At 72.3% G+C, this 24,885-nt stretch carries 11 protein-coding genes; 10 read left to right on the forward strand and 1 reads right to left on the reverse strand.

Features of this window, described 5'->3' with window-relative positions; genetic code table 11:
- The first annotated feature begins 110 nt into the window (after window positions 1-110).
- The 7 genes from ABIC50_RS05445 (at window position 111) to ABIC50_RS05475 (ending at window position 6,945) form a co-directional block, all read left to right on the forward strand.
- Window positions 111-779 (forward strand): RNA polymerase factor sigma-70, encoded by a 669-nt coding sequence (locus tag ABIC50_RS05445; RefSeq protein WP_354162107.1) that lies wholly within the window; start codon window positions 111-113, stop codon window positions 777-779.
- A gap of 95 nt (window positions 780-874) precedes the next feature.
- Window positions 875-1,117 (forward strand): MbtH family protein, encoded by a 243-nt coding sequence (locus ABIC50_RS05450; RefSeq protein ID WP_006753776.1) that lies wholly within the window; start codon window positions 875-877, stop codon window positions 1,115-1,117.
- Between the two features lie 46 nt (window positions 1,118-1,163).
- Complete coding sequence (locus tag ABIC50_RS05455) at window positions 1,164-2,183, forward strand: TauD/TfdA family dioxygenase (RefSeq protein WP_126227824.1); 1,020 nt, start codon at window positions 1,164-1,166, stop codon at window positions 2,181-2,183.
- A complete protein-coding gene (locus tag ABIC50_RS05460; protein ID WP_354162114.1) occupies window positions 2,173-3,024 on the forward strand; it encodes an ABC transporter ATP-binding protein in 852 nt (283 codons plus the stop codon). The genes ABIC50_RS05455 and ABIC50_RS05460 overlap by 11 nt, the downstream gene beginning before the upstream one ends.
- Window positions 3,021-5,114 (forward strand): Fe(3+)-hydroxamate ABC transporter permease FhuB, encoded by a 2,094-nt coding sequence (gene fhuB, locus ABIC50_RS05465; RefSeq protein ID WP_354162117.1) that lies wholly within the window; start codon window positions 3,021-3,023, stop codon window positions 5,112-5,114. Before ABIC50_RS05460 ends, fhuB begins: the two co-directional genes overlap by 4 nt.
- A complete protein-coding gene (gene fhuF / locus ABIC50_RS05470; RefSeq protein ID WP_354162120.1) occupies window positions 5,111-5,911 on the forward strand; it encodes a siderophore-iron reductase FhuF in 801 nt (266 codons plus the stop codon). Before fhuB ends, fhuF begins: the two co-directional genes overlap by 4 nt.
- A complete protein-coding gene (locus tag ABIC50_RS05475) occupies window positions 5,908-6,945 on the forward strand; it encodes an ABC transporter substrate-binding protein (RefSeq protein WP_354162123.1) in 1,038 nt (345 codons plus the stop codon). Before fhuF ends, ABIC50_RS05475 begins: the two co-directional genes overlap by 4 nt.
- Window positions 6,946-7,159: 214 nt before the next feature.
- Here ABIC50_RS05475 and ABIC50_RS05480 read toward each other — a convergent pair whose 3' ends face one another.
- The gene (locus ABIC50_RS05480; protein WP_354162126.1) at window positions 7,160-8,905 is read right to left on the reverse strand and encodes a cyclic peptide export ABC transporter; all 1,746 of its coding nucleotides are present in this window, start codon (window positions 8,903-8,905) and stop codon (window positions 7,160-7,162) included.
- Window positions 8,906-9,177: 272 nt separating this feature from the next.
- On the opposite strand from ABIC50_RS05480, the gene ABIC50_RS05485 reads away from it, so the two are divergent.
- From ABIC50_RS05485 to ABIC50_RS05495, 3 genes are read left to right on the forward strand one after another with little or no spacing between them, the layout of a single operon-like run.
- Window positions 9,178-18,843 carry a non-ribosomal peptide synthetase gene (locus ABIC50_RS05485; RefSeq protein WP_354162129.1) on the forward strand — a complete coding sequence of 3,222 codons (9,666 nt, stop codon included), beginning with the start codon at window positions 9,178-9,180 and terminating at the stop codon, window positions 18,841-18,843.
- A 9-nt stretch (window positions 18,844-18,852) separates the two neighbouring features.
- Window positions 18,853-23,865: a non-ribosomal peptide synthetase gene (locus tag ABIC50_RS05490; RefSeq protein ID WP_354162132.1), complete on the forward strand. Its 5,013-nt coding sequence runs from the start codon at window positions 18,853-18,855 to the stop codon at window positions 23,863-23,865.
- Complete coding sequence (locus ABIC50_RS05495; RefSeq protein ID WP_126227832.1) at window positions 23,855-24,880, forward strand: GNAT family N-acetyltransferase; 1,026 nt, start codon at window positions 23,855-23,857, stop codon at window positions 24,878-24,880. Before ABIC50_RS05490 ends, ABIC50_RS05495 begins: the two co-directional genes overlap by 11 nt.
- Window positions 24,881-24,885: the final 5 nt, after the last annotated feature.

Raw genomic sequence — 24,885 nt, forward strand, 5'->3', positions numbered from 1 at the left:
CGATTGATCAGACAAATCCCGACAAGCGGAAGGGGCATTCGGTAATCGCATTGAGAATGATTTGCGTTTACGCTAAATTGCCTTATCTCGGAATTCGACGGAGCAGATCGATGGCAATGGCGGAAGTGCTCGAACGCCCGGCAGCGGCAATGGCGAACCCGTTCCTCGGCAGTTATCCGGACCTGCCGCCGCGCCCCGCGCCGCGAGCGCGCCGTGCCAAGGAACCGCGTGCGCAGGGCGCGCTGCTCGACGTGCTGATTGCCCATCGCGCGATGCTCGTCAACGTAGCGCGCGGCTTCGTCGGCTGCGCGAGCCGCGCCGAGGACGTCGTCCACGACGTATTCGTGAAGCTCGTCGAATTCCCGAACCAGGACGCGGTGCGCCAGCCGGTCGCGTACGTGACGCGGATGGTGCGCAACGCATCGATCGACGCGTGCCGCCGGCAAAGCCTCGAGAACGTCTATCACACGGAAGAGGACAACGGCTTCGACGTGCCGTCGCCGGAACCGACGCCCGAGGCCGCGCTGATGACGCGCGACACGCTGCGCCGCGTGTGGGCCGCGCTCGACGATCTGCCGGCGCGCAGCCGCGCGGCGTTCGAGATGGTGCGGCTGCGCGAGGAGACGCTGCAGACGGCTGCGCGCGCACTGAACGTGTCGCAGACGCTGGTGCATTTCATGGTGCGCGACGCGGAGCGCCACTGCGCGGAGTGTCTCGACGCGTGCCATCGCGGCGTCGCGTGTCCGGTGTTTCTCGGCGGTCGCGCGCGGCGGCGGTAAAAAATCGCGCCGGCCAATCGTCTTCAAGACAGGAGCGGCCGATTCGACAGTTCGCCGCTTCGCTTCCTTCAACCGTCTCCCGCTTTTTTCCGATCATGACGCAAGCCACGACGCCTTCCGCCGACACCGACGACCTGGTCTACACGGTCGTCATCAACGACGAAGAACAGTATTCGATCTGGCCGACGTTCCGGCCCGTGCCGGCCGGCTGGCGCGAGGTCGGCGTGCGCGGCCCGAAGGCCGACTGCCTCGCGCACATCGAGACGGTCTGGACCGACATGCGCCCCGCGAGCCTGCGCCGCGCGATGGACGGCGAGCGCGCGACGCGCGCGTCGTGACCCGTTGCGCCGCGCTTGGCGGCGCGCCACCTGAAGAGGACGTTGCATGACCCTGCTTTCGTTGCCGACGCTCGACGACCTGCGTATCGAGCCGGGGCTGCCCACCGTCGTGTCGCCGCGCGGCGCCGACGGCATGTCGATCGACGAAGTCGCGCCGCTCGCGCGTGCCATCGCGGCCGACACGCTCGAACGGGCGGGCGGTGTGCTGTTCACGGGCTTTCACGTGCCGTCGATCGATGCGTTCCAGCAGTTCGCGGCATCGTTCGGCGATCCGCTGATCGGCTATGAATACGCGTCGACGCCGCGCAGCCAGGTCGAAGGCGCCGTCTACACGTCGACCGAATACCCGCCGCACCGCGCGATTCCGCTGCACAACGAGCAGTCGTACACGCGCGAGTGGCCGCTGCGGATCTGGTTCCATTGCGCGCTCGCGGCGCCGAAGGGCGGGGCGACGCCGATCGCGGACAGCCGCGCGGTCTATCGCGCGCTCGATCCGGCGCTCGTCGCGCGCTTCGAGCAGCGCGAGCTGCTGTACGTGCGCAATTTCGGCCAGGGGCTCGACCTGCCGTGGCAGCAGTCGTTCGGCACCGACGAGCCGGCCGAGGTCGAGCGGATGTGCGCGGCGCGCGGGATCGAATGCACATGGCGCACCGACGACGACGGCGAACTGCTGCTGCGCACGCGCGAACGCTGCCAGGCCGTCGCGCGCCATCCGCGCACCGGCGACCGCGTGTGGTTCAACCAGGCGAACCTGTTTCACCTGTCCGCGCTCGACGACGACATGCAGGAAGCGCTCGTCGATGCGGTCGGGCTCGAGAACGTGCCGCGCAACGTGTACTACGGCGATGGCGCACCGCTCGAGGCCGACGCGCTCGCGGAGATCCGCGGGGTGCTCGAGCGCCAGCGCATCGTGTTCCCGTGGCGCACGGGCGACGTGCTGATGCTCGACAACATGCTGACCGCGCATGCGCGCGACCCGTTCGAAGGGCCGCGCAAGGTGGTCGTGGCGATGGCGCAGAGCTACACGGTCCCGCGCGCGACCGAACGGAGGACCGATGACGCGTAGTACCGCCGCGCTTGCCGCGCGCGGATTGACGGTGGGTTATCGCGACCATGTCGTGATCGACGGGCTGGACCTGTCGATCGCGGCCGGCCGCGTAACGGCGCTGTGCGGCCCGAACGGCTGCGGCAAGAGCACGCTGCTGCGTACGCTCGCGGGCCTGCAGCCCGCGCGTGCGGGCCACGTCGACGTGAACGGCAGGCCGCTCGCGTCGTTTCGCCGTCGCGCGCTCGCGCGCGAGCTCACGATGCTCGCGCAGTTCAACCAGATTCCTTCGGGGCTGACCGTGCGCGAGCTCGTCGCGTACGGCCGCTACGCGTATGGCGGCTTCCTGCGCGGGCTGTCGCGTGCCGACCATGCGGCGATCGACGAGGCGCTCGACACGAGCGGCCTCGCGGGCGATGCCGAGCGTGACGTCGGCGCGCTGTCGGGCGGCGAGCGCCAGCGTGCGTGGATCGCGATGGCGCTCGCGCAGCAGGCGCCGATCGTGCTGCTCGACGAGCCGACGACCTATCTCGACATCCATCACCAGCTCGACATCCTCGACGCGCTGCGCGCACTGAACCGCGCGCGCGGGCTGACGATCGTGTGGGTCCTGCACGACCTGAACCAGGCGGCCGCGTACAGCGACGAGATCGTGCTGATGCGGGCCGGCCGCCTCGTCGCGCAGGGTTCGCCCGACGCGATGCTGGAGCCGGCGCAGCTGCGCGCCGCGTTCGGCGTCGACATGCTGAAGCTCGCGCATCCGCAGACGGGCGCGCCGATGTGCGTGCCGGCCTATGGGCCGCCGCCATCCGGCACCCCACACGCGTTCGAGCACGCGGTCGACCGGGATATCGCCGTATGACGACGGTCGCGGGACGCCAGCGGCTCGCGGCGAGCGGGCAGGGCACGGTATCCGGCCGCCGCGCCGGTGCGATCGCGCTCGGCTTCGTCGTGCTGATCGCCGTGCTGGCGGTGCTGCGCGTTGCGCCGGACCTGCGCGTGTGGTGGAGCGCCGTGCCGGGCAGCGACGCCGCCGCGCTCGCGGGCGTGTTCCTGTTCGACCTCAACCTGCCGCGCGTCGCGGCCGCGCTCGTCGCGGGCGGCTGTCTCGGCATCGCGGGCGCGCTGTTCCAGTCGCTCACGCGCAACCCGCTCGCGTCGCCCGACCTGCTCGGCGTGACGGGCGGCGCGCAGCTCGGCCTGCTCGCGGCGATGCTGGTGCCGGCGCTCGCCGGGGTCGCATCGGTGCCGCTGCTGTTCGTCTGCGGGCTAATCGCCGCCGCATGCGCGATCGTCGCGGCCGGCGGCTGGCGCGCGACGCCGTTGCGGCTCGTGCTCGCGGGCAGCGTCTGCATGCTGCTGTTCGCGGCGCTGTCGACGCTCGTGCTCGCGTTCTTCGAGCAGAACATCGCAGGCGCCGCGCTGTGGACCAACGGCAGTCTCTATCAACCGGGCGCGACCGGGCTCGCGCTCGCCGCGCGCTGGCTCGTCGTGCCGCTGCTTGCGCTGCCGTTCGTGATCCGGCCGCTGAATCCGCTCGCGCTCGGCGACGAGGCGGCGGCCGCGGCCGGCGTGCGTGTCGATGCGACGCGGCTCGCCGCGACGATCGTCGCGGTCGCGTTCACGAGCGTCGCGGTCAGCATCGCGGGCCCGCTGTCGTATGTCGGGCTCGTCGCGCCGAACCTGCTGCGCCAGGTGCGCGGGGCCCGCGCGGCGCGGCTCGGCGTGCTGGTGCCGTTGTCGGCGCTCGCGGGCGGTGCGCTCGTGCTGGTCACCGACAGCGCGGTGCTCGCGTCGGGCCTCGACGCGACGCTGTCGACGGGTGTCGCGATCGCGCTCGTCGGCACGCCGCTGATGCTCGCGATGATCCGGCGCGGCGCCGCGTGGTCGGGCGTGCTGCATGCGCAAGCCGAACGCGCGGCCGGCAGCGGCTCGACGCGCGTGGTCGGCTGGCTCGAAGGGCTCGGCTGGCCGCTGCGCACCGTGCTGTTCGTCGCGGCCGGCGTGCTCGCGGTGTTCGTCGGCGTGTCGGCCGGCCCCGAATGGCTGTCGCCCGCGCGCTGGTTGGCCGCGCTGTCGGGCCACGATGCGCTCGCGCGGATGCTGATCGACCTGCGCATGCCGCGGCTGCTGTGCGCGCTCCTCGCGGGCGCGCTGCTGGCCGTGAGCGGCGTCGCGATGCAGAGCGTCGTGCGCAATCCGCTCGCCGGCCCCGAAGTGCTCGGCGTCACGCAGGGCGCGGGGCTCGTCACGCTGTTCGCGTTGTCGACGTGGCCGCTGATGGGCCACGTGACGCTCGCAGTAGCCGCGTTGACCGGCGGTGCGCTGTCGCTCGCGATCACGCTCGCGCTGAATCATCGGCATCGTTACGCACCGCTCGCGGTCGCGCTGACCGGTATCGCGATCGGCGCGCTGTGGACCACCCTCGCGCAATGGCTGATCACGCAGGAAAGCGTGCAGCCCGCGCGCTTCGTCGTCTGGCTCGTCGGCGGCACGTACGGCCGCAGCTGGGGCGAGGTGTCGATGCTGCTGCCGTGGTGCGTGCTCGCGGTCCCCGTATTCGCGTGGCTCGCGCGGCCGCTCGACATGCTCGCGCTCGGCGACGACCAGGCCGCCGCGCTCGGGCTGCCGGTCGCCGCGTTGCGACCGCTTGCGCTGACGATCGCGACGCTCGCGGCTTGCGCGGCCGTCGCGGCCGTCGGGCCGGTCGGCTTCATCGGGCTGATGGCGCCGCACGTCGCGTCGATGCTCGGCGCACGCCGGCATCGCACGCGGCTGTGGCTCGCGGCCGCGTGCGGCGCGCTGATCCTCGGCCTCGCCGATCTGGCGGCCCGCACGGTCGTCGCGCCGCGCGAAGTGCCGGCCGGCGTGCTGACCGCGCTGATCGGCGCGCCTTATCTGCTCGGGCTGCTGATCGTCGAGGGGCGCCGCGCCCGGCGCACGGGGCGATGACACCGGCGCTCGACGGCGCATGCGCCACGCGCTTTTCCGCGTTCGCGCCGGAACCATTCGCCGAGCATCTCGACGTCGTATGGCTCGGGATGCCCGACGACACGCACGCGCCGGGCCGGATCGTCGTGCCCGTGAGCGCGCTACCCGAGCATCGCGACGCGGTGCTCGACGCGATGGTTCGCCATTACGGCGGCGATCCGGCGCAGCATGCGCGCGCGCTGATGTCGCAATGGAGCAAGTACTACTTCGGCCGCGCGGCGCCCGCCGGCGTGGTGGCCGCGCTGACGCTCGGCCGGCCGCTCGACATGGCGCCGGAACGCACGTTCGTCGCGCTCGACGACGGGATGCCGGCCGCGCTGTATTTCGCGCCGGACGCGCTCGGCGCGCCGTGCAGCGAGCCCGCGCCGCGCTATGCGGGGCTCGTCGCGCATCTCGGCGCGGTGATCGACCTGCTCGCGGCAATGGGCCGCGTCACGCCGCGCGTGCTGTGGAGCAACGCGGGCAACCTGCTCGACTATCTGCTCGACACGTACCGGTCGCTGCCGTGCGCGGCCGATCCCGTTCGTGATGCGGACTGGCTGTTCGGCGCGTCCTGCGTGCGCGGCGAGCCGAATCCGCTGCGCCTGCCGGTGCGCGATGCCGTGCCGCGCTCGCCGCTGCTGCCGACACCGTTTCGCGCACGCCGCGTGTGCTGCCTGCGCTATGAAATTCCTGGAGAAACGCAACTGTGTGGAAGCTGCCCCCTGCTATTGACGATGGACGACGCGGCGCTGGCCGGGCAGGACGCGATCCGGTGACGCGTGCCGGCCGCCGCCATGCGCTCGCCGCGTTGGCCGCGCTCGGCGCCGCGTGCTGCGGCGCGCTGGTTGCACCGGCCGTCGTATTCGCTAACGACGCACATGGCGGGCCGGGCAGCACGGCGTCGCCACAGGGCCGCTCGCTCGCCGGCAACCCCGTCGTATCGCAGGCGAGCGCGACGATGCCCGTGCGGCCGCAACGCGTGGTAGCGCTCGACTTCATGTTCGCAGAAAGCGTGATCGCGCTCGACCTCGTGCCGGTCGGCATGGCCGATACGGCGTTCTATCCGGGCTGGCTCGGCTACGGGAGCGACCGGCTCGCGCACGTGACCGACATCGGTTCACGCCAGGAGCCGGGGCTCGAGGCGATCGCCGCGGTGAAGCCCGATCTCATCATCGGCGTCGGCTTCCGGCATGCGCCGATCTTCGCCGCGCTCGACCGGATCGCGCCGACGATCCTGTTCCAGTTCAGCCCGAACGTGTCGGAAGACGGCGTGCCCGTCACGCAGCTCGACTGGATGCGGGAGATCTTCCGGACGATCGGCGCCGTCACCGGGCGCGACGCACGTGCGAAAGCGGTGGAAGCGCAACTCGACGCGGGAATCGCCCGCAATGCGGCGCGGCTCAAGGCGGCGGGGCGCAGCGGTGAACGCATCGCATTGCTGCAGGATCTCGGTCTGCCCGACCGCTACTGGGCCTATACGGGCAACAGCACGTCGGCGGGGCTGGCACGCGCGCTCGGGCTCGAGCCGTGGCCGCGGAAGCCGACGCGGGAAGGCACGCTCTACGTGACGTCCGCCGATCTGCTCCGGCAACGCGATCTCGCCGTGCTGTTCGTCACCGCAACGGGGATGGACGTGCCGCTGTCGTCGAAACTCGATTCGCCGGTGTGGCGGTTCGTGCCCGCGCTGCGCGACCACCGGATCGCGCTCATCGAGCGCAATATCTGGGGCTTCGGCGGGCCGATGTCGGCGCTCAAGCTGGCCGACGTGATGACCGATACGATGCTGAAGCTGCCGGCCGTCGGGCGTTGAACGGCGGCAGCGCGTCGTGAGCGGGCGGGGCGGTATGGTCGGGAACTGCGTTGCCGTTCGCATGCCGTCCTAACGAGCTGCAACATCTCCGTGGCGTCACGCGTATGCAGGCACGCCGCACCACATTTCCTTCCGGCTCTTCACGATCCTTCGAACCTGACACCGCCTGCGCGCCGCAATCGCTGCGCGCAGGCGGCCGGTGTTCACGACCTGCTTACGCGCTCAGCGCATCGACACCCGCTTGTGCGCGTGAACGCGCGGGCGTCGTGTCGCTGACGATCTGACCGTTGTCGAGCTTCAGCAGCCGATCGGCGAGATCGAAATAGCGGTCGTCGTGCGTGATCACGATCACGGCCTTGCCGCGCGCGCGCAGCTCGGGCAACAGCTGCTCGTAGAACACGGCCTTGAACGACGGATCCTGGTCGGCCGCCCATTCGTCGAACAGGTAGAACGGACGGTCTTCCAGATACGCGACGACGAGCGCGAGCCGCTTGCGCTGCCCGGTCGACAGCGCACGGTTCGAGAACGCGCCGTCGACAACCTTCACCTTGTGATCGAGCGCGAGCTTCGCGACCAGCGCGTTCGCGCGCGCATCGGCCTGCGTGCGCGCCGGATCGTCCGGATCGACGATGCCGAGCAGCGCATCGAACAGGTGGAAGTCGTTGAACACCGCGCTGAAGCGCTGCCGGTACGCGGCGCGCTCGCGCCAGCCGATCGTGCGGCCGTCGACCTCGATCGTGCCTTCCTCCGGCTCGTAGAGCCCGGTCAGCACCTTCGCGAGCGTCGTCTTGCCGCTGCCGTTGCCGCCGACGATGAACACGAGCTCGCCCGGCCGGATCGTCAGGTCGATCGGCCCGATCCGGAACATCCGCTCGTCGCGCTCGTGGAAGTACGCATGCGTGACGCCGCGCAGCGTGACGGCGCCGGCCGGCGGCACGTCGGGCGCGTCGCTCGCGGGCGGCACCGTGCGCAGCGCGCCGAACTCGGCCATCACGCCTTCGATGCGCCCGAGCGACACGCGCGCCGCGTTGACGGTCGGCAGGTTGTTCAGCAGCCCGTCGAGCGGCACCAGCATGAACAGGAACACGACGACGTAGCCGGCCGCCGTCCCGGGATCGGCATGCACGCCCAGCTGCGGCCAGAACGCGGCCGCGCCGAGGAACACGTAGAACAGGAAGATGATCCAGCCCACGCCGACCGCATACGCGCTGAACGCGCGGCGACGGTGGTCGCGCACCTCGCCGATCGCGGCGCCGAGCTGGCCGTCGACGAACTGGCGTGCGCGCGCGTCGTGCAGCTTCAGCTCCTTCGCGCCGGAGAACAGCGAGCCGAGATAGCCGAACAGACGGTCCTGCGCCTGGCCGGCCGCCTCGAGCGATGCGATCGCGCGGCGATCGCCGGTGTGATAGCCGAGCGAGCCCGCGATGATGGCGGTCAGCGCGAGCACGCACACGGGCCACGACAGCCACGCGAGATAGCCGAGGCAGCCGAACACGATCGAGCCGTGCATCACCAGGTTCGGCAGCGCGAAGAACAGCATCGACACGTTGGTCGCGTCGTCGGTCAGCACCGACTGCACGGGCGCCGCGCCGATCCGCTCGATGTCGCGCAGCTCGGCCGCACCGACGCGCCGCGCGAGATGCACGCGCAGCCGCGCCATCGTGTCCTGCGACAGCCGGGCGAACAGCGTGCCCGACACGATCCGCGTGACGAGCGCGATCACCGCGCACAGCGCGAAGCGCCACGCGAGCGACGCATCGGCCGCGCCGGGCTGCGCGAGCGCGCGGTTCAGCGTCGCGACGAGCAGCACGCTCGCGACGCCGTTGAGCACGCAGGCGATGAGCGCCAGCGCGAGCGACGCGCGGCTTTCGCGCAGCAGCGCGAGGATCAGGCGGGCCGCGGGGCGGCCGGGGGAGGCGTCGAGGGACGGCGGGGAAGAAGGCTCGTGGGCGGCTGTCATCGGCAACGTCGGTAAATGAAGGGCAAGCAAACCGTGCGGAAACGGCAAGACTGACGTGAAAGCAGCGCGCGGGCCGGGCCCGGTTGCGGCTTTCCTTCCTGATAGACGAACGGGCCGCGCAAATATTTAGTCGCATCGCAAAAAAGTGCATTCGTTCGGACTTTGCACGCAAAACGGTAAAAAACCGGCCGCGCCGTTCGTCACACCAGTGAAGCCGCCCCTTGCGGCCCCGAGACTTGGCCGAAGCGGCCGGACCGAAGGACTTCACGCACATGACGAGTTTCCCGACTGCGTTGCACCATCGAATTCGCGAACTGGCGCGCCGTGCGCCGGACGCACCCGCGCTCGCCGCGCCTTTCCAGAATGATCTGCGCCTGTCGCGCGGCGCGCTCGACGCGCGTGCGTCGCACCTGGCCCGTCAACTGCGCGCGGCCGGGGTCGGCGCGGAAGTGCGGGTCGGCGTGTGCGTCGAACGCTCGTGCGAGCTGTTCGTCGCGCTGCTGGCCGTACTGAAGGCGGGCGGCGTGTTCGTGCCGCTCGATCCGCGTCATCCGGCCGCGCGCCTCGACTGGATCGTGCGTGATGCGCAGCTGCGTCACGGGATCGTGGATGCGGCGGCCCGCGCGGCGCTCGGCGCGCCGTTCGAACACGCGTTCGACGCGATGTCGGCCACCGATGACGACGCGGATGCCGCTGCGTTCCCCGACGACGAAGACGCGCCGGTGCATCCGCGCGCAGCCGCCTACATGATCTATACGTCGGGCTCGACCGGCACGCCGAAGGCGGTGGTCGTCGAGCACGGGCCGCTCGCCGCGCATTGCGACGCGCTCGCGGCCGCGCTGCCGATCGAAGGCGGCGACCGCCTGCTGCATTTCGCGTCGGTCAATTTCGACGCCGCGCACGAATGCTGGCTCGCGCCGCTCGCGGTCGGCGCGAGCGTGACGATTGCGCCGCCGCAGCCGTTCGCGCCGGACGCCGCCCATGCGCTAATGGTGCGCGAATCGGTCAGCGTCGCCGCGTTTCCGCCGGCCTACCTGCGCGAATTCGCGGCGCTCGCCGCGCGCGACGGCGTGCCGCCGGCGCTGCGCGTGCTCGCATTCGGCGGCGAAGCGCTGCCGCAGCAGGCATTCGAATTCGTGCGCCGCACCTTCCCGTCGGTGCGCCTGATCAACGGTTACGGGCCGACCGAGGCCGTGATCTCGCCGATGCTGTGGCCGGTCGAGCCGGGCGACACGCCGGAGCTGGCTGCCGACGATGCGTATGCGTCGCTGCCGATCGGCCGCGTGATCGGTCCGCGTGTCGCGCGTATCGATGGCGACGCAGCCGGTGAGTCGGGTGAGGGCGGCGAGTTGCTTCTTGGCGGCGCGTGCATCGCGCGCGGCTATCACGGCCGCCCGGCGCTGACGGCCGAACGCTTCATTCCCGATGCGCACGGCGAGCCCGGTGCGCGCGTGTACCGCACCGGCGACCTCGCGCGGCTGCGCGCCGACGGGGCATTCGATTATCTCGGCCGTCTCGACGATCAGGTTCAGGTGCGCGGCGTGCGCGTGGAGCCCGCGGAAATCGCCGCGTGCCTGCGCACGCATCCGGCGGTGGCCGACGCGGCCGTGATCGCCGAAACCGGCAACGGGCCGACGCGGCTGATCGCGTGCGTCGCGCTGCGCGCGGCCGCCGACGATGCGGCGCTGAAGGCGCACGTGGGCGCGCAGTTGCCCGCCGCGTGGCAGCCGCACCGGTTCGTGCGCTGCGATGCGCTGCCATATACGTTGAACGGCAAGATCGACCGTGCCGCGCTGCGCGAGCGCATTGCCGCCGCGCGCGACACCGAACAACCGGCGGGCGACGCCCCGCGCACGCCGACCGAAGCGCAGATCGCCGGCTTCTGGCAGACGCTGCTCGGCCTCGACGCGACGCCGTCGCGCGAGGACCGCTTCTTCGCACTGGGCGCCGATTCGCTCGCCGCGATGCAACTGCAGGCCGCGATTCGCGCCGCGTTGCGCGTGAACCTGCGGCTCGACGCGCTGTTCGCCGATCCGTCGCTGGCCGAGCTCGCCGCGCACGTCGATCGCGCGGAACGCGAGACGGGCGAGCCGCTGGCCGCGATCGCCGCGCGCCACGCGCCGGCCGATAGCGATGTGCCGCATGTCGATCGCGCGGCATCGCTCGCGCAGCAACGCTTCTGGGTACTCGCGCAGACGCGCGACGCAAGCGCTGCCTATCACATCGCCGCGCACTGGACGATCGACGGCGCGCTCGACCGCGCTGCGCTGCAGCGCGCGCTCGACCACGTGATCGGTCGGCACGACGCGTGGCGCACGACGCTCGTCGACAACGACGACGGCATCGTGATGCAGCGCATCCATGCACATCTGCCGGTGACGATCACGACGCTCGACCTGCGCGAGCAACCGCCGGCGGCACGCGACGCGGAAGCCGCCCGCATTGCCGAACGCGACGCGGGCGCGCCGTTCGATCTGTCGCGCGGGCCGCTGCTGCGCGCGACGCTCGTCGTGCTCGCCGACGATCGCCACCGGCTGCTGCTGACCGCACACCACGCGATCACCGACGGCTGGAGCTCGCGCTGCGCCTTCGACGAGCTGTCAGCCGCGTACCGCGCATACGCGCAAGGCCGCGAGCCGTCATTGCCCGCGCTGCCGATCCAGTACGCCGACTACGCGGACTGGCAGCGCGACATGCTCGCCGGCGGCGAAGGCGAACGTCAGCTCGACTACTGGCGCCGCGCATTGCGCGACGTGCCGGGCCCGCTTGCGCTGCCGGTCGACCGCCAGCCGGGCGCGACGCGCACGCTGCAGGGCGCACGCGTGTCGGTCCGCCTGCCCGACGCGGTGGCGGCCGACGTGCGGAGTCTCGCGCGCGACGCGCAGGCCACCGTCTTCACGGTGCTGCTGGCCGCGCTCGACGCATGGCTGTCGCGCCTGACCGGCGAGACGGACGTGGTCGTCGCGGTGCCGGTCGCGCATCGTCAGCGCCCGGAAACGCGCGCGCTGCTCGGCCTGTTCCTGAATACGGTCGCGCTGCGCGTGCGCGTGGCGCCGACGCTGCCGTTCCGCGCGCTGGTCGACGCGGCACGCACGGCGGCGCTCGACGCGGTCGCGCACCAGGACGTGCCGTTCGAGCGCGTCGTCGATGCGGTGAAGCCGCCCGTCAAGCGCGGCGACGAATGGCTGCGCGTGAAATTCGCGCAGCAGTTCGATGCGCGGCACGACAGCGTGCTGCCGGGCGCGACCGCGGTTGCGACGCCAGGCCCCGATCTCGCCGCGCGCTTCGACTTCGCGCTCGACTTCACCGACGACGCGAACGGGATCGAACTCGTCGCCGCCTACGCGACCGACTGCATCGACGCCGATACCGCGCGCGCATGGCTCGACAGCTATGCGGCGCTGCTCGCGTGCGCCGCGCAAGAACCGCAATGCGCGACGGCCGCGCTGCCGTGCGATGCATCGCCGGCGACGCGCCAGCCGCGCGACGGCCGTGCGCTGAGCATCGAACACGCCGACATCGTCGCTGCATTCGCGCGGCAGGCGGCCGCCTATCCGCATCGCGTCGCGCTGGCCGATGCGTCGGCGTCGCTGACGTTCGCCGAACTCGACGACGCGTCGAACCGCATCGCGCATGCACTGAAACTGCACGGCGTGACGGCCGAAGCGCCCGTCATCGTCTGCATCGAGCGTTCGGCCCGCTTCGTCGTCGGCCTGCTCGGCGCGCTGAAGGCCGGCGCGCTGGCCGTGCTGCTCGACCCCGCGCAGCCGGCCGCGCGCCTGGCTGCCGCGGCCGCCGATTGCGGCGCACGCCGCGCGCTCGTCGCGGATCTGGCCGCGTGGCCGGCCGGCATCGACGCCCAGCCGCTCGACGTCGACACGCTCGCGCAGGACGCGACGCTCGCCCATGCGGCCGGCGTGCGCGTCGCACCGCATCCGGAACAGGGCGCCTATCTGATCTATACGTCGGGCTCGACCGGCACGCCGAAGGGCGTCGTCGTGTCGCACGGCGCACTGGCCGATTACGTGCAGGGGATGCTCGACGAACTCGCGTTCGCGCCGGACGCGTCGTTCGCGATGGTGTCGACCGTCGCCGCGGACCTCGGCCACACGACGCTGTTCGGCGCACTGTGCGCGGGCCGCACGCTGCACCTGCTGCCGGCCGCGTGCGCGTTCGATCCGGACCTCTTCGCGCAGGAAATGCGCCGCCGCGACGTCGGCGTGCTGAAGATCGTGCCGAGCCATCTGCAGGCGCTGCTCGACGCGCGCGTGCCGGCCGACGTGCTGCCGCGCCACGCGCTCGTGACCGGCGGCGAAACGCTGACGTGGGCGCTCGTTGCGCGCCTGGCCGCGCTCGCGCCGGCCTGCCGCGTGATCAACCACTACGGGCCGACCGAAGCGACTGTCGGCGCGATTGCATGCGATACCGCATCGATCTCGGCCGATGCGCGCGATCCGGCGAGCGGCGTGCCGCTCGGCATGCCGCTGCCGAATGCGCGCGCGCTGGTGCTGGACGCGTTCGGCGCATGCGTGCCGGCCGGGGCGACGGGCGAGCTGTATCTGGGCGGGCCGGGCGTGGCGCGCGGCTACCTGAACCGGCCGGCGCAGACCGCGGAGCGCTTCGTGCCCGATCCGTTCACGCCTGGTGCGCGCCTGTATCGCACCGGCGACCGCGTGCGTCTGCGCACGGACGGCCGTCTCGCGTTCCTCGGCCGCATCGACGATCAAGTGAAGATTCGCGGCTATCGCGTCGAGCCGGGCGAGGTGAGCGCGGCGGTGCGCGCGGCCGGCCCGATCACGCAGGCCGAGACGCTCGCGATCGAGCACGACGGCCGCCTGCGGCTCGCGACGTTCGTCGTGATGCGCGACGGCGCGGCATTCGACGAGGCCGCCGTGCGCGCGGCGCTCGGTGCGACGCTGCCCGACTACATGGTGCCCGCGCAGTTCGTCGTGCTCGCCGGCCTGCCGGTGACCGCGAACGGCAAGATCGATCGTGCGGCGCTGCGCGAACGGGCGGCCGCGCCGGTGGCGACGGCTTCCGGCGATGCGCCGCGGGGCCCGGTCGAGACGGCGCTCGCCGAAGTCTGGCAAGCGGTGCTGAAGGCGCCGCACGTCGGTCGCGACGACAACTTCTTCGAACTCGGCGGCGACTCGATCCTCGTGCTGCAGGTGATCGCGCGCGCTCGCAAGCGCGGTGTGCGCTTCACGCCGAAGCAGCTGTTCGACGGCCCGACGGTCGCCGAACTCGCGCGTGTCGCGAAGACCGGGGACGCCGGCGCTGCAACGACAACGCCTGCGCCGGCGCAGTCCGCACCGGCTGCCGCGGCGATCCTGACGCCCGCGCAGCAGCGCTTCTTCGCGCTCGACGTGCCGCATCCGGGCCACTGGAACCAGTCGGTCGCGTTCGACGTGCGCGGCCCGTTCGACGCCGATGCCTTCGCGCGTGCGTTCGATGCATTGCTGACCCATCACGACGCATTCCGTCAGCGCTTCGCGCGCGGCGCGGACGGCAAGTGGCACGCGAGCGATGCGGCGAAGCCGTACGACGCGCTGCCGTTCGTCGAAGTCGCCGCCCGCGACGAAGCCGACGCACTGGCGCGCTTCGACGCATTGCAGTGCCGCCTCGACCTCGGCCGCGGGCCGCTCGCCTGCGCGTGCGCGGCGCGGCTGCCTGACGGTTCGACGCAACTGTATCTGGCGATCCACCATGCGATCGTCGACGGCGTGTCGTGGCGCATCCTGCTCGACGACCTGGACGCAGCGTATCGCGCCGCGTGCGAGGGCGCGCCCGCGCGCCTGTCGCAGCCGGGCCTGCGCGCCGATGCATGGGCCGCCCGCCTGGCGCGTGCCGCGACGCAGCCCGCCTCGCCGTTCGTCGCTGAAACCGCATACTGGGCCGGCATGGCCCAGGGCGACGATCTCGTGCCCGATCATCCCGACGCACCGGCGACGAACGCCGATGCGGCCGTGGTCGTGCAGACGATCGACGCGGCATTGACCCGCGCCGCGCTGACCGACGCCCACGCCGCGTATCGCACGCAGACGATCGAACTGCTGGGCGCGGCGCTCGCGCTGGCGCTGGCCGGTGCCCGCGGCGCCGCGTCCTGCCGCGTCGAACTCGAAGGCCATGGCCGCGAGGCGCTGTTCGACGATGCGGACGCGAGCCGCACGATCGGCTGGCTGACGAGCCACTATCCGGTGACGCTGCCGGTCGAAGCCACCGCGCGCGACACGCTGTGCGCGGTCAAGGATGCGTTGCGCGCGGTGCCGCACAAGGGGCTCGGCTTCGGCGTGCTCGCGCACTACGGCGATGCGGCGACGCGTGCGGCGCTGGCCGCCGTGCCGCGTCCGCGCGTCACGTTCAACTATCTCGGCCAGTTCGACGCGCCGCGCGACGCGACGCTCGTGCCGCGCTTCGGCGGCACCGGCATCGAGCGCGATCGCCAGGGCCCGCTCGGCAACACGCTCGCGATCCATGCGTTCCTCGATACCGATCGCGACGGCGCACGCACGCTGAAGGTTCACTGGGTCTACGGCGCGCCGCAGTTCGAGCGCGCGACGATCGACGCATTCGCGGCGCGCTTTGCCGCCGCACTGCGCGAACTCGCCGATGCCTGCGCGTCGCGGGTCGCGCATCGCGGCGGCGGCGCGACGCCGGGCGATTTCCCGCTCGCGCAGGCTGCCGGCCTCACGCAGGCCGCGATCGAACGCGCGCCGCTCGACTGGCGCACGATCGATGACGTGTATCCGCTGTCGCCGATGCAGCAGGGGATCCTGTTCCATGCGCTGTTCGCGCCCGGTCATGCCAGCTACGTGAACCAGCTCGTCGCGACCGCGACGGCGCTCGACGCCGACCGGCTCGCGGCCGCGTTCGGCGCGTCCGTCGCGCGCCACGACATCCTGCGCACCAGCGTGATGCCCGACGAGGCCGCGCCGCTGCAATGCGTGCATCGCCATGCGCAAATGCCGGTCGAGCAGCTCGACTGGCGCACGCGCGGCGACACGCTCGACGCCGATTTCGACGCATGGCTCGCGGCCGACCGCGCCCGCGGCTTCGACTGGCGCGAGCCGCCGCTGATGCGGCTCACGCTGATCCGCGTGACGGATGACGCGTGGCGCGTCGTCTGGACGCGTCACCACGTGCTGCTCGACGGCTGGAGCACCGCGCGGCTGCTCGCGGACGTGCTGCGCGACTATCGCGACCCCGATGCGGTGTCGCCGTTCGCGAGCCGCCCGGCGCTGCGCTATCGCGACTTCATCGCGTGGCTCGGCACCCGCGATCGTGCCGCGGATGAACGCTTCTGGACCGACCGGCTCGCGCGGCTCGACGCACCGACGCTGATCGCCGAACGCGTGGCCGATCGCGCCGACGCCGAGATGGTCACGTGGCGCGCGACGATCGACGCGGATGCGACGGCGCGCATCGCACAGACGGCGCGTGCGCTGAAGCTGACCGTCAACACGCTGGTGCAGGGCGCGTGGGCGCTCGCGCTGCAGCGCATGACGCACCAGCCGGCCGTCGCATTCGGCGCGACCGTCGCGGGCCGTCCCGATGCGCTCGCGGACGTCGACACGGTGCTCGGCCTCTTCATCAACACGCTGCCGGTGATCACGGCGCCGGCGCCGCAGCAGCGCGCGGCCGACTGGCTGCAGGCGCTGCAACGCGAGAACGCGGCCGCCGCCGAGCATGCGTACACGCCGCTCGCCGATATCCAGCGCTGGGCGCGCGGCGCCGGCGGCGCACTGTTCGACACGCTGGTCGTATTCGAGAACTATCCGGTCGACGAGACCGTGCGTGACGCCGATCCGCGCGCGCTCGCGCTGAGCGACGTGCGCAGCATCGAAGCGACCGATTTCGCGCTGACGCTCGTGATCGAGAGCGGTGCCGAACTGACGATCGACTACGGCTACGACACCGCACGCGTCGATGCGCACCAGGTCGAGACCTGGCACCGCGCGTTCGCATGCGCGCTCGACGCGCTGGCCCGCACGCCGGATGCGCTGCTCGGCACGCTGTCGATTGCCGACGACGCGGCGCGCGCCGCACTGGCGCGTGCGCAGGACACCGCGCGGACGTGGCCGCCCGCGCAGCGGCAGCCGCTGCATCTGCAATTCGCGGCCGCCGCACAGGCGACGCCCGATGCGATCGCGCTCGAATACGCGGATGCCGACGGCGCCGTGCAACGCGCGACCTATCGCGAACTCGACCTGAACACGACGCGCGTCGCCGCCGCATTGCGCCGGCGCGGCGTGCGGCCCGATACGCCCGTGGCGTTGTGCGTCGAGCGCTCGTTCGACATGGTGACGGCGCTGATCGGCGTGCTGAAGGCCGGCGCGGCGTACCTGCCGGTCGATCCCGACTATCCGGCCGAGCGCATCGCATACCTGCTGCGCGACGCGCGGCCGGCGGTCGCGATCACGCAGGCCCATCTGCGCGAGCAGGTGGAGGCCGCGCTCGGCGACGACGCGACGACGCAGCTGCTGACGGTGGCCGATCTGCTCGCCGACGAAGCAGGCGAAGCGAACGAAGCCGCAGCCGACACCGACATCGACGACGCCCGGCTCGCGTACCTGATCTATACGTCCGGCTCGACCGGCAAGCCGAAGGGCGCCGGCAACTCGCACGGCGCGCTCGCGAACCGGATCGCGTGGATGCAGCACGCGTACCGGCTGACACGCGACGACGTCGTGCTGCACAAGACGCCGTTCGGCTTCGACGTGTCGGTATGGGAATTCGTGTGGCCGCTCGCGATCGGCGCGAAGCTCGCGATCGCCGCGCCCGGCGACCACCGCGATCCGGCCCGCCTCGCGGCCGCGATCCACGCGCACGGCGTGACGGTGCTGCACTTCGTGCCGTCGATGCTGGCCGCGTTCGCCGCGTATCTCGACGACTTCTCGGCCGCCGCGCAATGCGACAGCGTGCGCCTGATCGTCGCGAGCGGCGAAGCGCTCGCGCCCGAACTCGTCGCGAAGGTCGCACGGCTCATGCCGAACGCGATGCTCGTGAACCTGTACGGGCCGACGGAAGCCGCGATCGACGTGTCGCACTGGACCTGCGGCCCCGACGACGCGAACGCCGTCGCGGTGCCGATCGGCCATCCGATCGCGAACCTGCAGCTGCACGTGCTCGACGCGGCATGGCAGCCGGTGCCGGCCGGCGCGACGGGCGAACTGTATCTGGGGGGCGCGGGCCTCGCGCGCGGCTATCTCGGCCGCCCGGCGCTGACCGCCGAGCGCTTCGTGCCCGATCCGTTCGTGCCGGGCGCGCGCATGTATCGCACCGGCGACCTCGCACGGCGCCGCGCCGATGGCGCACTCGACTACCTCGGCCGCGTCGACACGCAGGTGAAGCTGCGCGGCCAGCGGATCGAGCCCGGTGAAATCGAGGCGCTGCTGCGCATGGCGCCGGGCGTGCACGACGCGGTCGTGATCGTGCGCGACGAGCAGCTGATCGGCTATGTCGCGCGCGGCGACGCGGCGTCGCTCGACCGCGCGGCACTGCTGGATTCGCTGCGCGCGCAGTTGCCGGCGTACATGGTGCCGTCGCAGCTGATCGAGCTCGACGCGCTTCCCGTTACGCCGAACGGCAAGTGCGACCGCCATGCGTTGCCTGCGCCGGTGCGCGAGGCGGCTGCGGCCGTCGAACTCGCGACCGACACCGAGCGCGCGCTCGCGGCGATCTGGCAACGCGTGCTGCATGTGGACGCGATCGGCCGCGACGACGATTTCTTCCTGCTCGGCGGCCACTCGCTGCTCGCGACGCAGGCCCATGCGCAGGCGAACCTGCACTGGGGTCTCGCGCTGCCGCTGCGCACGCTGTTCGACACCCGCACGCTCGCACGCTGCGCGGACGCGATCGACGCGGCCTGCGCGGCACAGGGCGAGACCGACGCGGCGAGCGCGATCGACGCGCTGCTCGGCGAACTGGAAACCCAATAAGGACGACGGATGACGAAGGTTCAACCCGACTGGCTCGCGCTCGCGACGCGTTTCGCGCAACTGCCCGACGCGCAGCGCGCGGTGTTCATCGACAAGCTCGGCGCGGCCGGCATCGATTTTCGCGTGCTGCCGATCCCGCCGCGCACGCCGCGCAGCGATCGCGTGCCGGCGTCGTTCGCGCAGACGCGGCTGTGGCTGCACGCCCGGCTGATCGACGCGCCGGACGCATATCACATCACCGAGCGGCTCGCGCTGACGGGCCCGCTCGACGCGCACGCGCTGCGGCTTGCGTGCGACGCGCTGATCGCGCGCCATGAAGCGCTGCGTACGACCTTCGACGAAGCGGAGGACGGCGTCGCACAGACGATTCATCCGCCGCTGCGCTGCCCGTGGCGCGAGACCGATCTCGAAGCGCTGCCCGATGCGCAGCGCGTCGCGCGCGCCGAAAGCGTCGCCGCGGCCGACGAAGCCGATGCTTTCGATCTCGGCGCGGCGCCGCTCGTGCGCGCACATCTGATCCGCTTCGACGCGACGCATCACTGGCTCGCGCTGACCGTGCACCACATCGTGTCGGACGGCTGGTCGTCGGGCGTGATGCTGGACGAGCTCGCGGCGTTCTATCGCGCGTATGCGTCGGGCAAGCCGGTGCCGCTCGCGCCGCTGCCGATCCAGTACGCGGACTATGCGTTGTGGCAGCGCCGCTGGCTCGATGCCGGCGAGCGCGATCGCCAGCTCGCGTTCTGGCGCGAACGGCTCGATCCGCAGCGCGGCGTGCTCACGCTGCCCGGTGCGGCCGCGCGGCCCGCACGCCGCAGCGCGCGCGGTGCACGCCATGTGTTCTCGCTCGACACCCGTATCGGCGCACGGCTGCGCGCGTTCGCGGCCGCATCGGGCGCGACGCCGTTCGCGGTGCTGCTCGCGGCGCTCGACGCGCTGCTCGCACGTGCAACGGGCGACACGCGGATCTGCGTCGGCGTGCCGGCCGCGAACCGCGAGCGCGCGGAAACGGCCGGCCTGATCGGCTTCTTCGTCAACACGCTCGCGATCGACGTCGACGTGCCGGCACATGATGATTTCTCGTCGCTGGTCGCGCGCACGCAGCGCGCGCTCGTCGATGCGCAGATGCACCAGGACGTGCCGTTCGAGCAGGTCGTCGACGCGCTCGGCGTGCCGCGCAGCGCCAGCCACCATCCGCTGTTCCAGGTGATGGCCGCGTATGGCGAGCGCCGCGCGCTGCCGGCGCTCGGCGCGGCGTCGGCCGCATTGCTGCCGTCCGGCACGCCGTCCGCGAAATTCGACCTGACGCTGGCCGTCGAAGCGACGCCCGATGGCACGTTCGACGCTGCGTTCATCTACGCGCTCGACCTGTTCGATGCTGACTCGATCGAGCGGCTCGCCGCACGCTTCGTCACGCTGCTCGACGACGCGCTCGCTCGCCCCGAGTTGCCGATCGGCGACCTCGACTGGCTGCCGGCCGACGAACTCGCGCAACTCTTCGCGTGGAACGCACCGGCAGGCGCGGCCGAAGCCGAGCCGTTCGTGCCGGTGCACGCGCGCATCGCCGCGCATGCGCAGGCGCGGCCCGACGCACGCGGCGTCGCCGACATCGATCGCGCGCTGACGCGCGGCGAGGTCGACGCGCGCGCGGCCCGCATCGCGCGCAATCTCGTCGCGGCCGGCGTGCGGCCCGAGATGCGCGTCGGCGTCGCGCTGCAGCGTTCGGTCGACCTGCTGGTCGCGCTGATCGCGGTGCTGAAGTCGGGCGCCGCGTTCGTGCCGCTCGATCCGGCTCATCCGCGCGAACGGCTCGCGCAGATCGTCGGCGATGCGGGCATCGCGCACGTGCTGACCGACGGCGCGAGCGTCGCCTCGCTGCCCGAGCTGCCGGCACTGCGCATCTGGCGCGCGGACGAAGTCGACGCGCTCGACGCGGCGGCCGACGTCGCGCTGCCGGACGTGCTGCCCGGCCATGCGGCGTATGCGATCTACACGTCGGGCTCGACCGGCAAACCGAAGGGCGTGATCGTCGATCACGCGGCGTTCGCACGGCATTGCGTGGCGATTGCCGAGCGCTATGGCGCGGGCGAGAACGATGTGTTCCTGCTGTTCCAGTCGGTCAACTTCGACGGCGCGCACGAAGGCTGGTTTTCTCAATACCTGTCGGGTGCCGCCGTGTCGGTGACGGCCGACGTGCTGTGGCCGCCCGCGCAGACCTGCGCGATGATGATCCGCGACGGCGTGACGATGACCTACGTGCCGCCCGGCTGCGCGGCTCAGCTCGCCGAATGGGCGCTCGCGCACGGGGCGCCGCCGACGCTGCGCTCGCTGACCGTCGGCGGCGAAGCGACGTCGCGCGAAGCGTTCGCGATGCTGCGCCGCGCGATGCCGAACGTGCGCGTGGTCAACGGCTACGGCCCGACCGAAACCGTGATCACGCCGACGCTGTGGATGTTCCGTCCCGGCGACGATCTCGCGAAGCTGGGTGACGCCGCCTATCTGCCGATCGGCACGCTGGTCGGCGCGCGCACCGCGCACGTGCTCGACGAGCGGCTGCATCCGCTGCCGGTCGGCGTGATCGGCGAACTGTACCTCGGCGGCGAGGGGATCGGCGTCGCGCGCGGCTACCTCGATCGTCCCGCGCTGACGGCCGAGCGCTTCGTGCCGGATCCGTACGGCGCGCCGGGTGCGCGCCTGTACCGCACGGGCGACCTCGTGCGACGCCGCGCGGACGGCGTGTTCGACTTCATCGGCCGCGTCGATCATCAGGTGAAGCTGCGCGGGCTGCGCATCGAACTCGGCGAGATCGAGGCGCAACTGGCGGCGCACGACGCAGTGCGCGAAGCATGCGCGGTCGTGCACGGGCAGGGCGCGCACGCGCAGCTCGTCGCGTACGTCGAACTGAGCGCCGATGCGCAGGCCGCCGCTCGGCCGGTCGAGGCCGCGACGCTCGACGCGCACTTGCGCCGCACGCTGCCCGACTACATGGTGCCCGCGCAACTGATCGTGCTCGACGCGCTGCCGCGCAACGCGAACAGCAAGGTCGACCGTGCACGGCTGCCGGCCCCGGTGCGCGTCGAACGCGCATACGAAGCGCCGCACGACGGCGACGAAACCGCGCTCGCGGCGATCTGGCGCGACGTGCTGAACGTCGAACGCGTCGGCCGCGGCGATCACTTCTTCGAACTCGGCGGGCATTCGCTGGCGGCGGTGCGCGTCGCGACGCGCGTCGCCGAGCGGCTCGGCCGCGACGTGCCGGTGCGGGCGCTGTTCGAAGCGCCGGTGCTCGCGCAATACGCGCGCCAGGTGGCCGACGCGCCGCGTGCCGCGCACGCCGGTGCCGCGGCGCCGGGCGTCGCGGTGGTCAAACCCGATGCGCATGGCGTGTGGCCGCTGTCGCCCGCGCAGCTCGGCCTGTGGTTCCTGTGGCGCGCGCAGCCGGACAGCGCCGCTTACAACATCCCGGTCGCGCTGCGCGTGCGCGGTCCGCTCGACGTCGATGCGCTGCGCGCGGCGTTTTCGGCGGCGGCCGCCGCGCATCCGGCGCTGCGCGCCCGGCTCGTCGCGCGCGACGGCATGCTGCCGGGCCAGCGCATCGACGCCGCGGCGCCCGTCGCGCTGCCGCTCGTCGATCTGTCGGCGCAGCCCGACGCGCTCGCCCGCGCCACGGCGCTGACCGACGCCGATGCGCTCGCGCCGTTCGATCTCGCGGCTGCTGCGCCATTGTGGCGCGCACGCGTGCTGCGGCTCGGCGCGGACGATCACGTGCTGTCGGTGACGATCCATCACATCGTGTCGGACGGCGAATCGATCGAGCTGTGGCTCGACGCGGTGCGTGCACGCTATGTCGCGCTCGTGCGGGGCGACGCGGCTTCGGCATCGTCGGCAGCGTCGGCACCGGCGGCGTCAACGACGGAAAACACGTCGCTCGTGCTGCCCGCGCCGTGCCATCCCGCCCGCGTCGCGTACTGGCGCGACGCACTGGCCGACCTGCCGTCGTCCGTGCTGCCGCGGCGCGCCAACGCGCCGGCCGTCCCGCAATGGCGGGCGGCGCGCATCGCGTTCGAGTTCGACGCGGCGCTGATCCGCGCCGCGCGCGACGCCGCGTCGGCCGCGCACGCGACGTTGCCGATGCTGCTGCACGCGGCGCTCAACACCGCGCTGTTCCGCGTGACCGGCGCGGCCGACCAGCCGGTCGGCGTGCTCGCGTCGACGCGTGAGCTGACGGGCGATGCGGCGCGCGATGCGCTTGGCCTGTTCATCAATTCCGTGGTCGTGCGCACGCGACTCGATGCGGCGGCCAGCCGCACGGACGTGCTCGCGCAGGTGCGCGATACGGCGCTTGCCGCGTATGCGCATGCCGACGTGCCGTTCGCCGACGTCGTCGCGGCGCTGCGCGCGCCGCGTGCCGCGCACGCCAATCCGCTGTTCCAGGTGATGTTCAACTACCTGCGCCCGACCGGCGCCGCCGCGCGCGACTGGGCCGGCCTGGCGCTCGCCGAATTCGACGACGTGCGCCATCGCGTGGTGTTCACGCTGGAGCTGGACGTCGTCGAGCATCCGGACGGCCGCGTGAGCGCCGCGTTCTCGTATGCGGACGAACTGCTCGACGGCCGCTTCGTCGATGCGCTCGTCGACCTCTATCACGACGAAGTCGCGCGTTTTGCCGGTGCGCCGGAAGCGGCGCTCGGGGTGCCCGATGCGCTGTTCGCCGCGCGCACGGCGGCCGCGCCGGCCGGCGACGCGCCGCGCGTCACGGCATCGAGCGATGTCGCGCCGAACGCAGCCACCGCGCTCGCCGCGCTGTGGTCGGACACGTTCGCGACGGCCGCACCCGCACCCGACGCCGACCTGTTCGAGGCCGGCGCGACGTCGTTCGACGTCGTGCGCTTCGTCGACGCGGCCAGCCTCGCCGGCCATGCGCTGACGGTGGCCGACGTGTTCGCGTCGCCGACGCTCGCGGCGCTCGGCGCGCGTGTCGAGGCTTCGACCGAAACGGAGCAGGAGGTGCGCGATGCTGGCTGAAGTGCGTCCGGACGGCTTCACGATGCCCGACACCTGCCGTCTCGCGTTCGCGGACGGCCTGTTCGCCGCGCGCGACGACGCGGAGATCCGCGTCGCGCAGGGCGACGGCATCGGCGCGCAGCTGCTGCGCGCGCAACTCGCGGACGACGGCACCTTGCGCCTCGTCGCGTACAACCATCGCGCGGCGCCGGCCGACCAGCGCCGTGCGCTGCTGGCCGCGCTCGCCGCCGCGTTTTCCGACGACGCGCGCCGCGCGGCGATCCGGCTCGACCCGGCCGCGTGGCCGGCGGTCGCGCTCGATGCGCTGCGCGCGAGCGGCGTGCTCGCCGACGGCGGCCTGTGCATGCGCGAGGGCTGGGCGCAGCAGGCCGATCTGTGGCGCGTCGGCACGCCGCTGCCGTGCGCGACGCTGCCGATGCTGACCGACGGCCGGCGTCATCCGCGCCGGCCGCCCGCGCCGCGCGGCGACGTGTATGCGCGCGACCTGCCGGCGCTCGGCGTGCGCTTCACGTTGCGCGGCTGGCAACCGGGCGAGGACGCCGCCCGCGTCGCGCGCTGGTTCGACGAGCCGCGCGTGCGCGACGGCTGGCCGGGCACGCAGCCGGGCGCCCACGGCACGGCGCCCGACGCCGATCCGCACGTCACGCCGCTCGTCGGCTGCTTCGACGGCGAACCGTTCGCGTATGTCGAGGCGTTCTGGCTGAAGGAAGACCCGCTCGCGCCGCACGTCGGCGCGCGCGATTACGACCGCGGGCTGCGGATGCTGGTCGGCGAGTCGCGCTGGCGCGGCCCGCATTGCGTGGCCGGCTGGCTGCCGTCCGTCGTGCATTACCTGTTTCTCGACGACCCGCGCACCGAAGCGGTCGGCTGCGCGGTCCCGGCCGGCCGCGCGCGGGTCGTCGACACCCTCGCGCGGCATGGCTTCGCGCGGCAGCGCCGTCTGGCGCTCGCCGACGCACAGCCGCTGTGGATGCGCACGCTGCGCGAGACCTTCTTTTCCGGCCGTCACGTCTGACGGGC

Source organism: Burkholderia sp. 567 (assembly GCF_040545115.1).
Taxonomy (GTDB): Bacteria; Pseudomonadota; Gammaproteobacteria; order Burkholderiales; family Burkholderiaceae; genus Burkholderia; species Burkholderia ambifaria.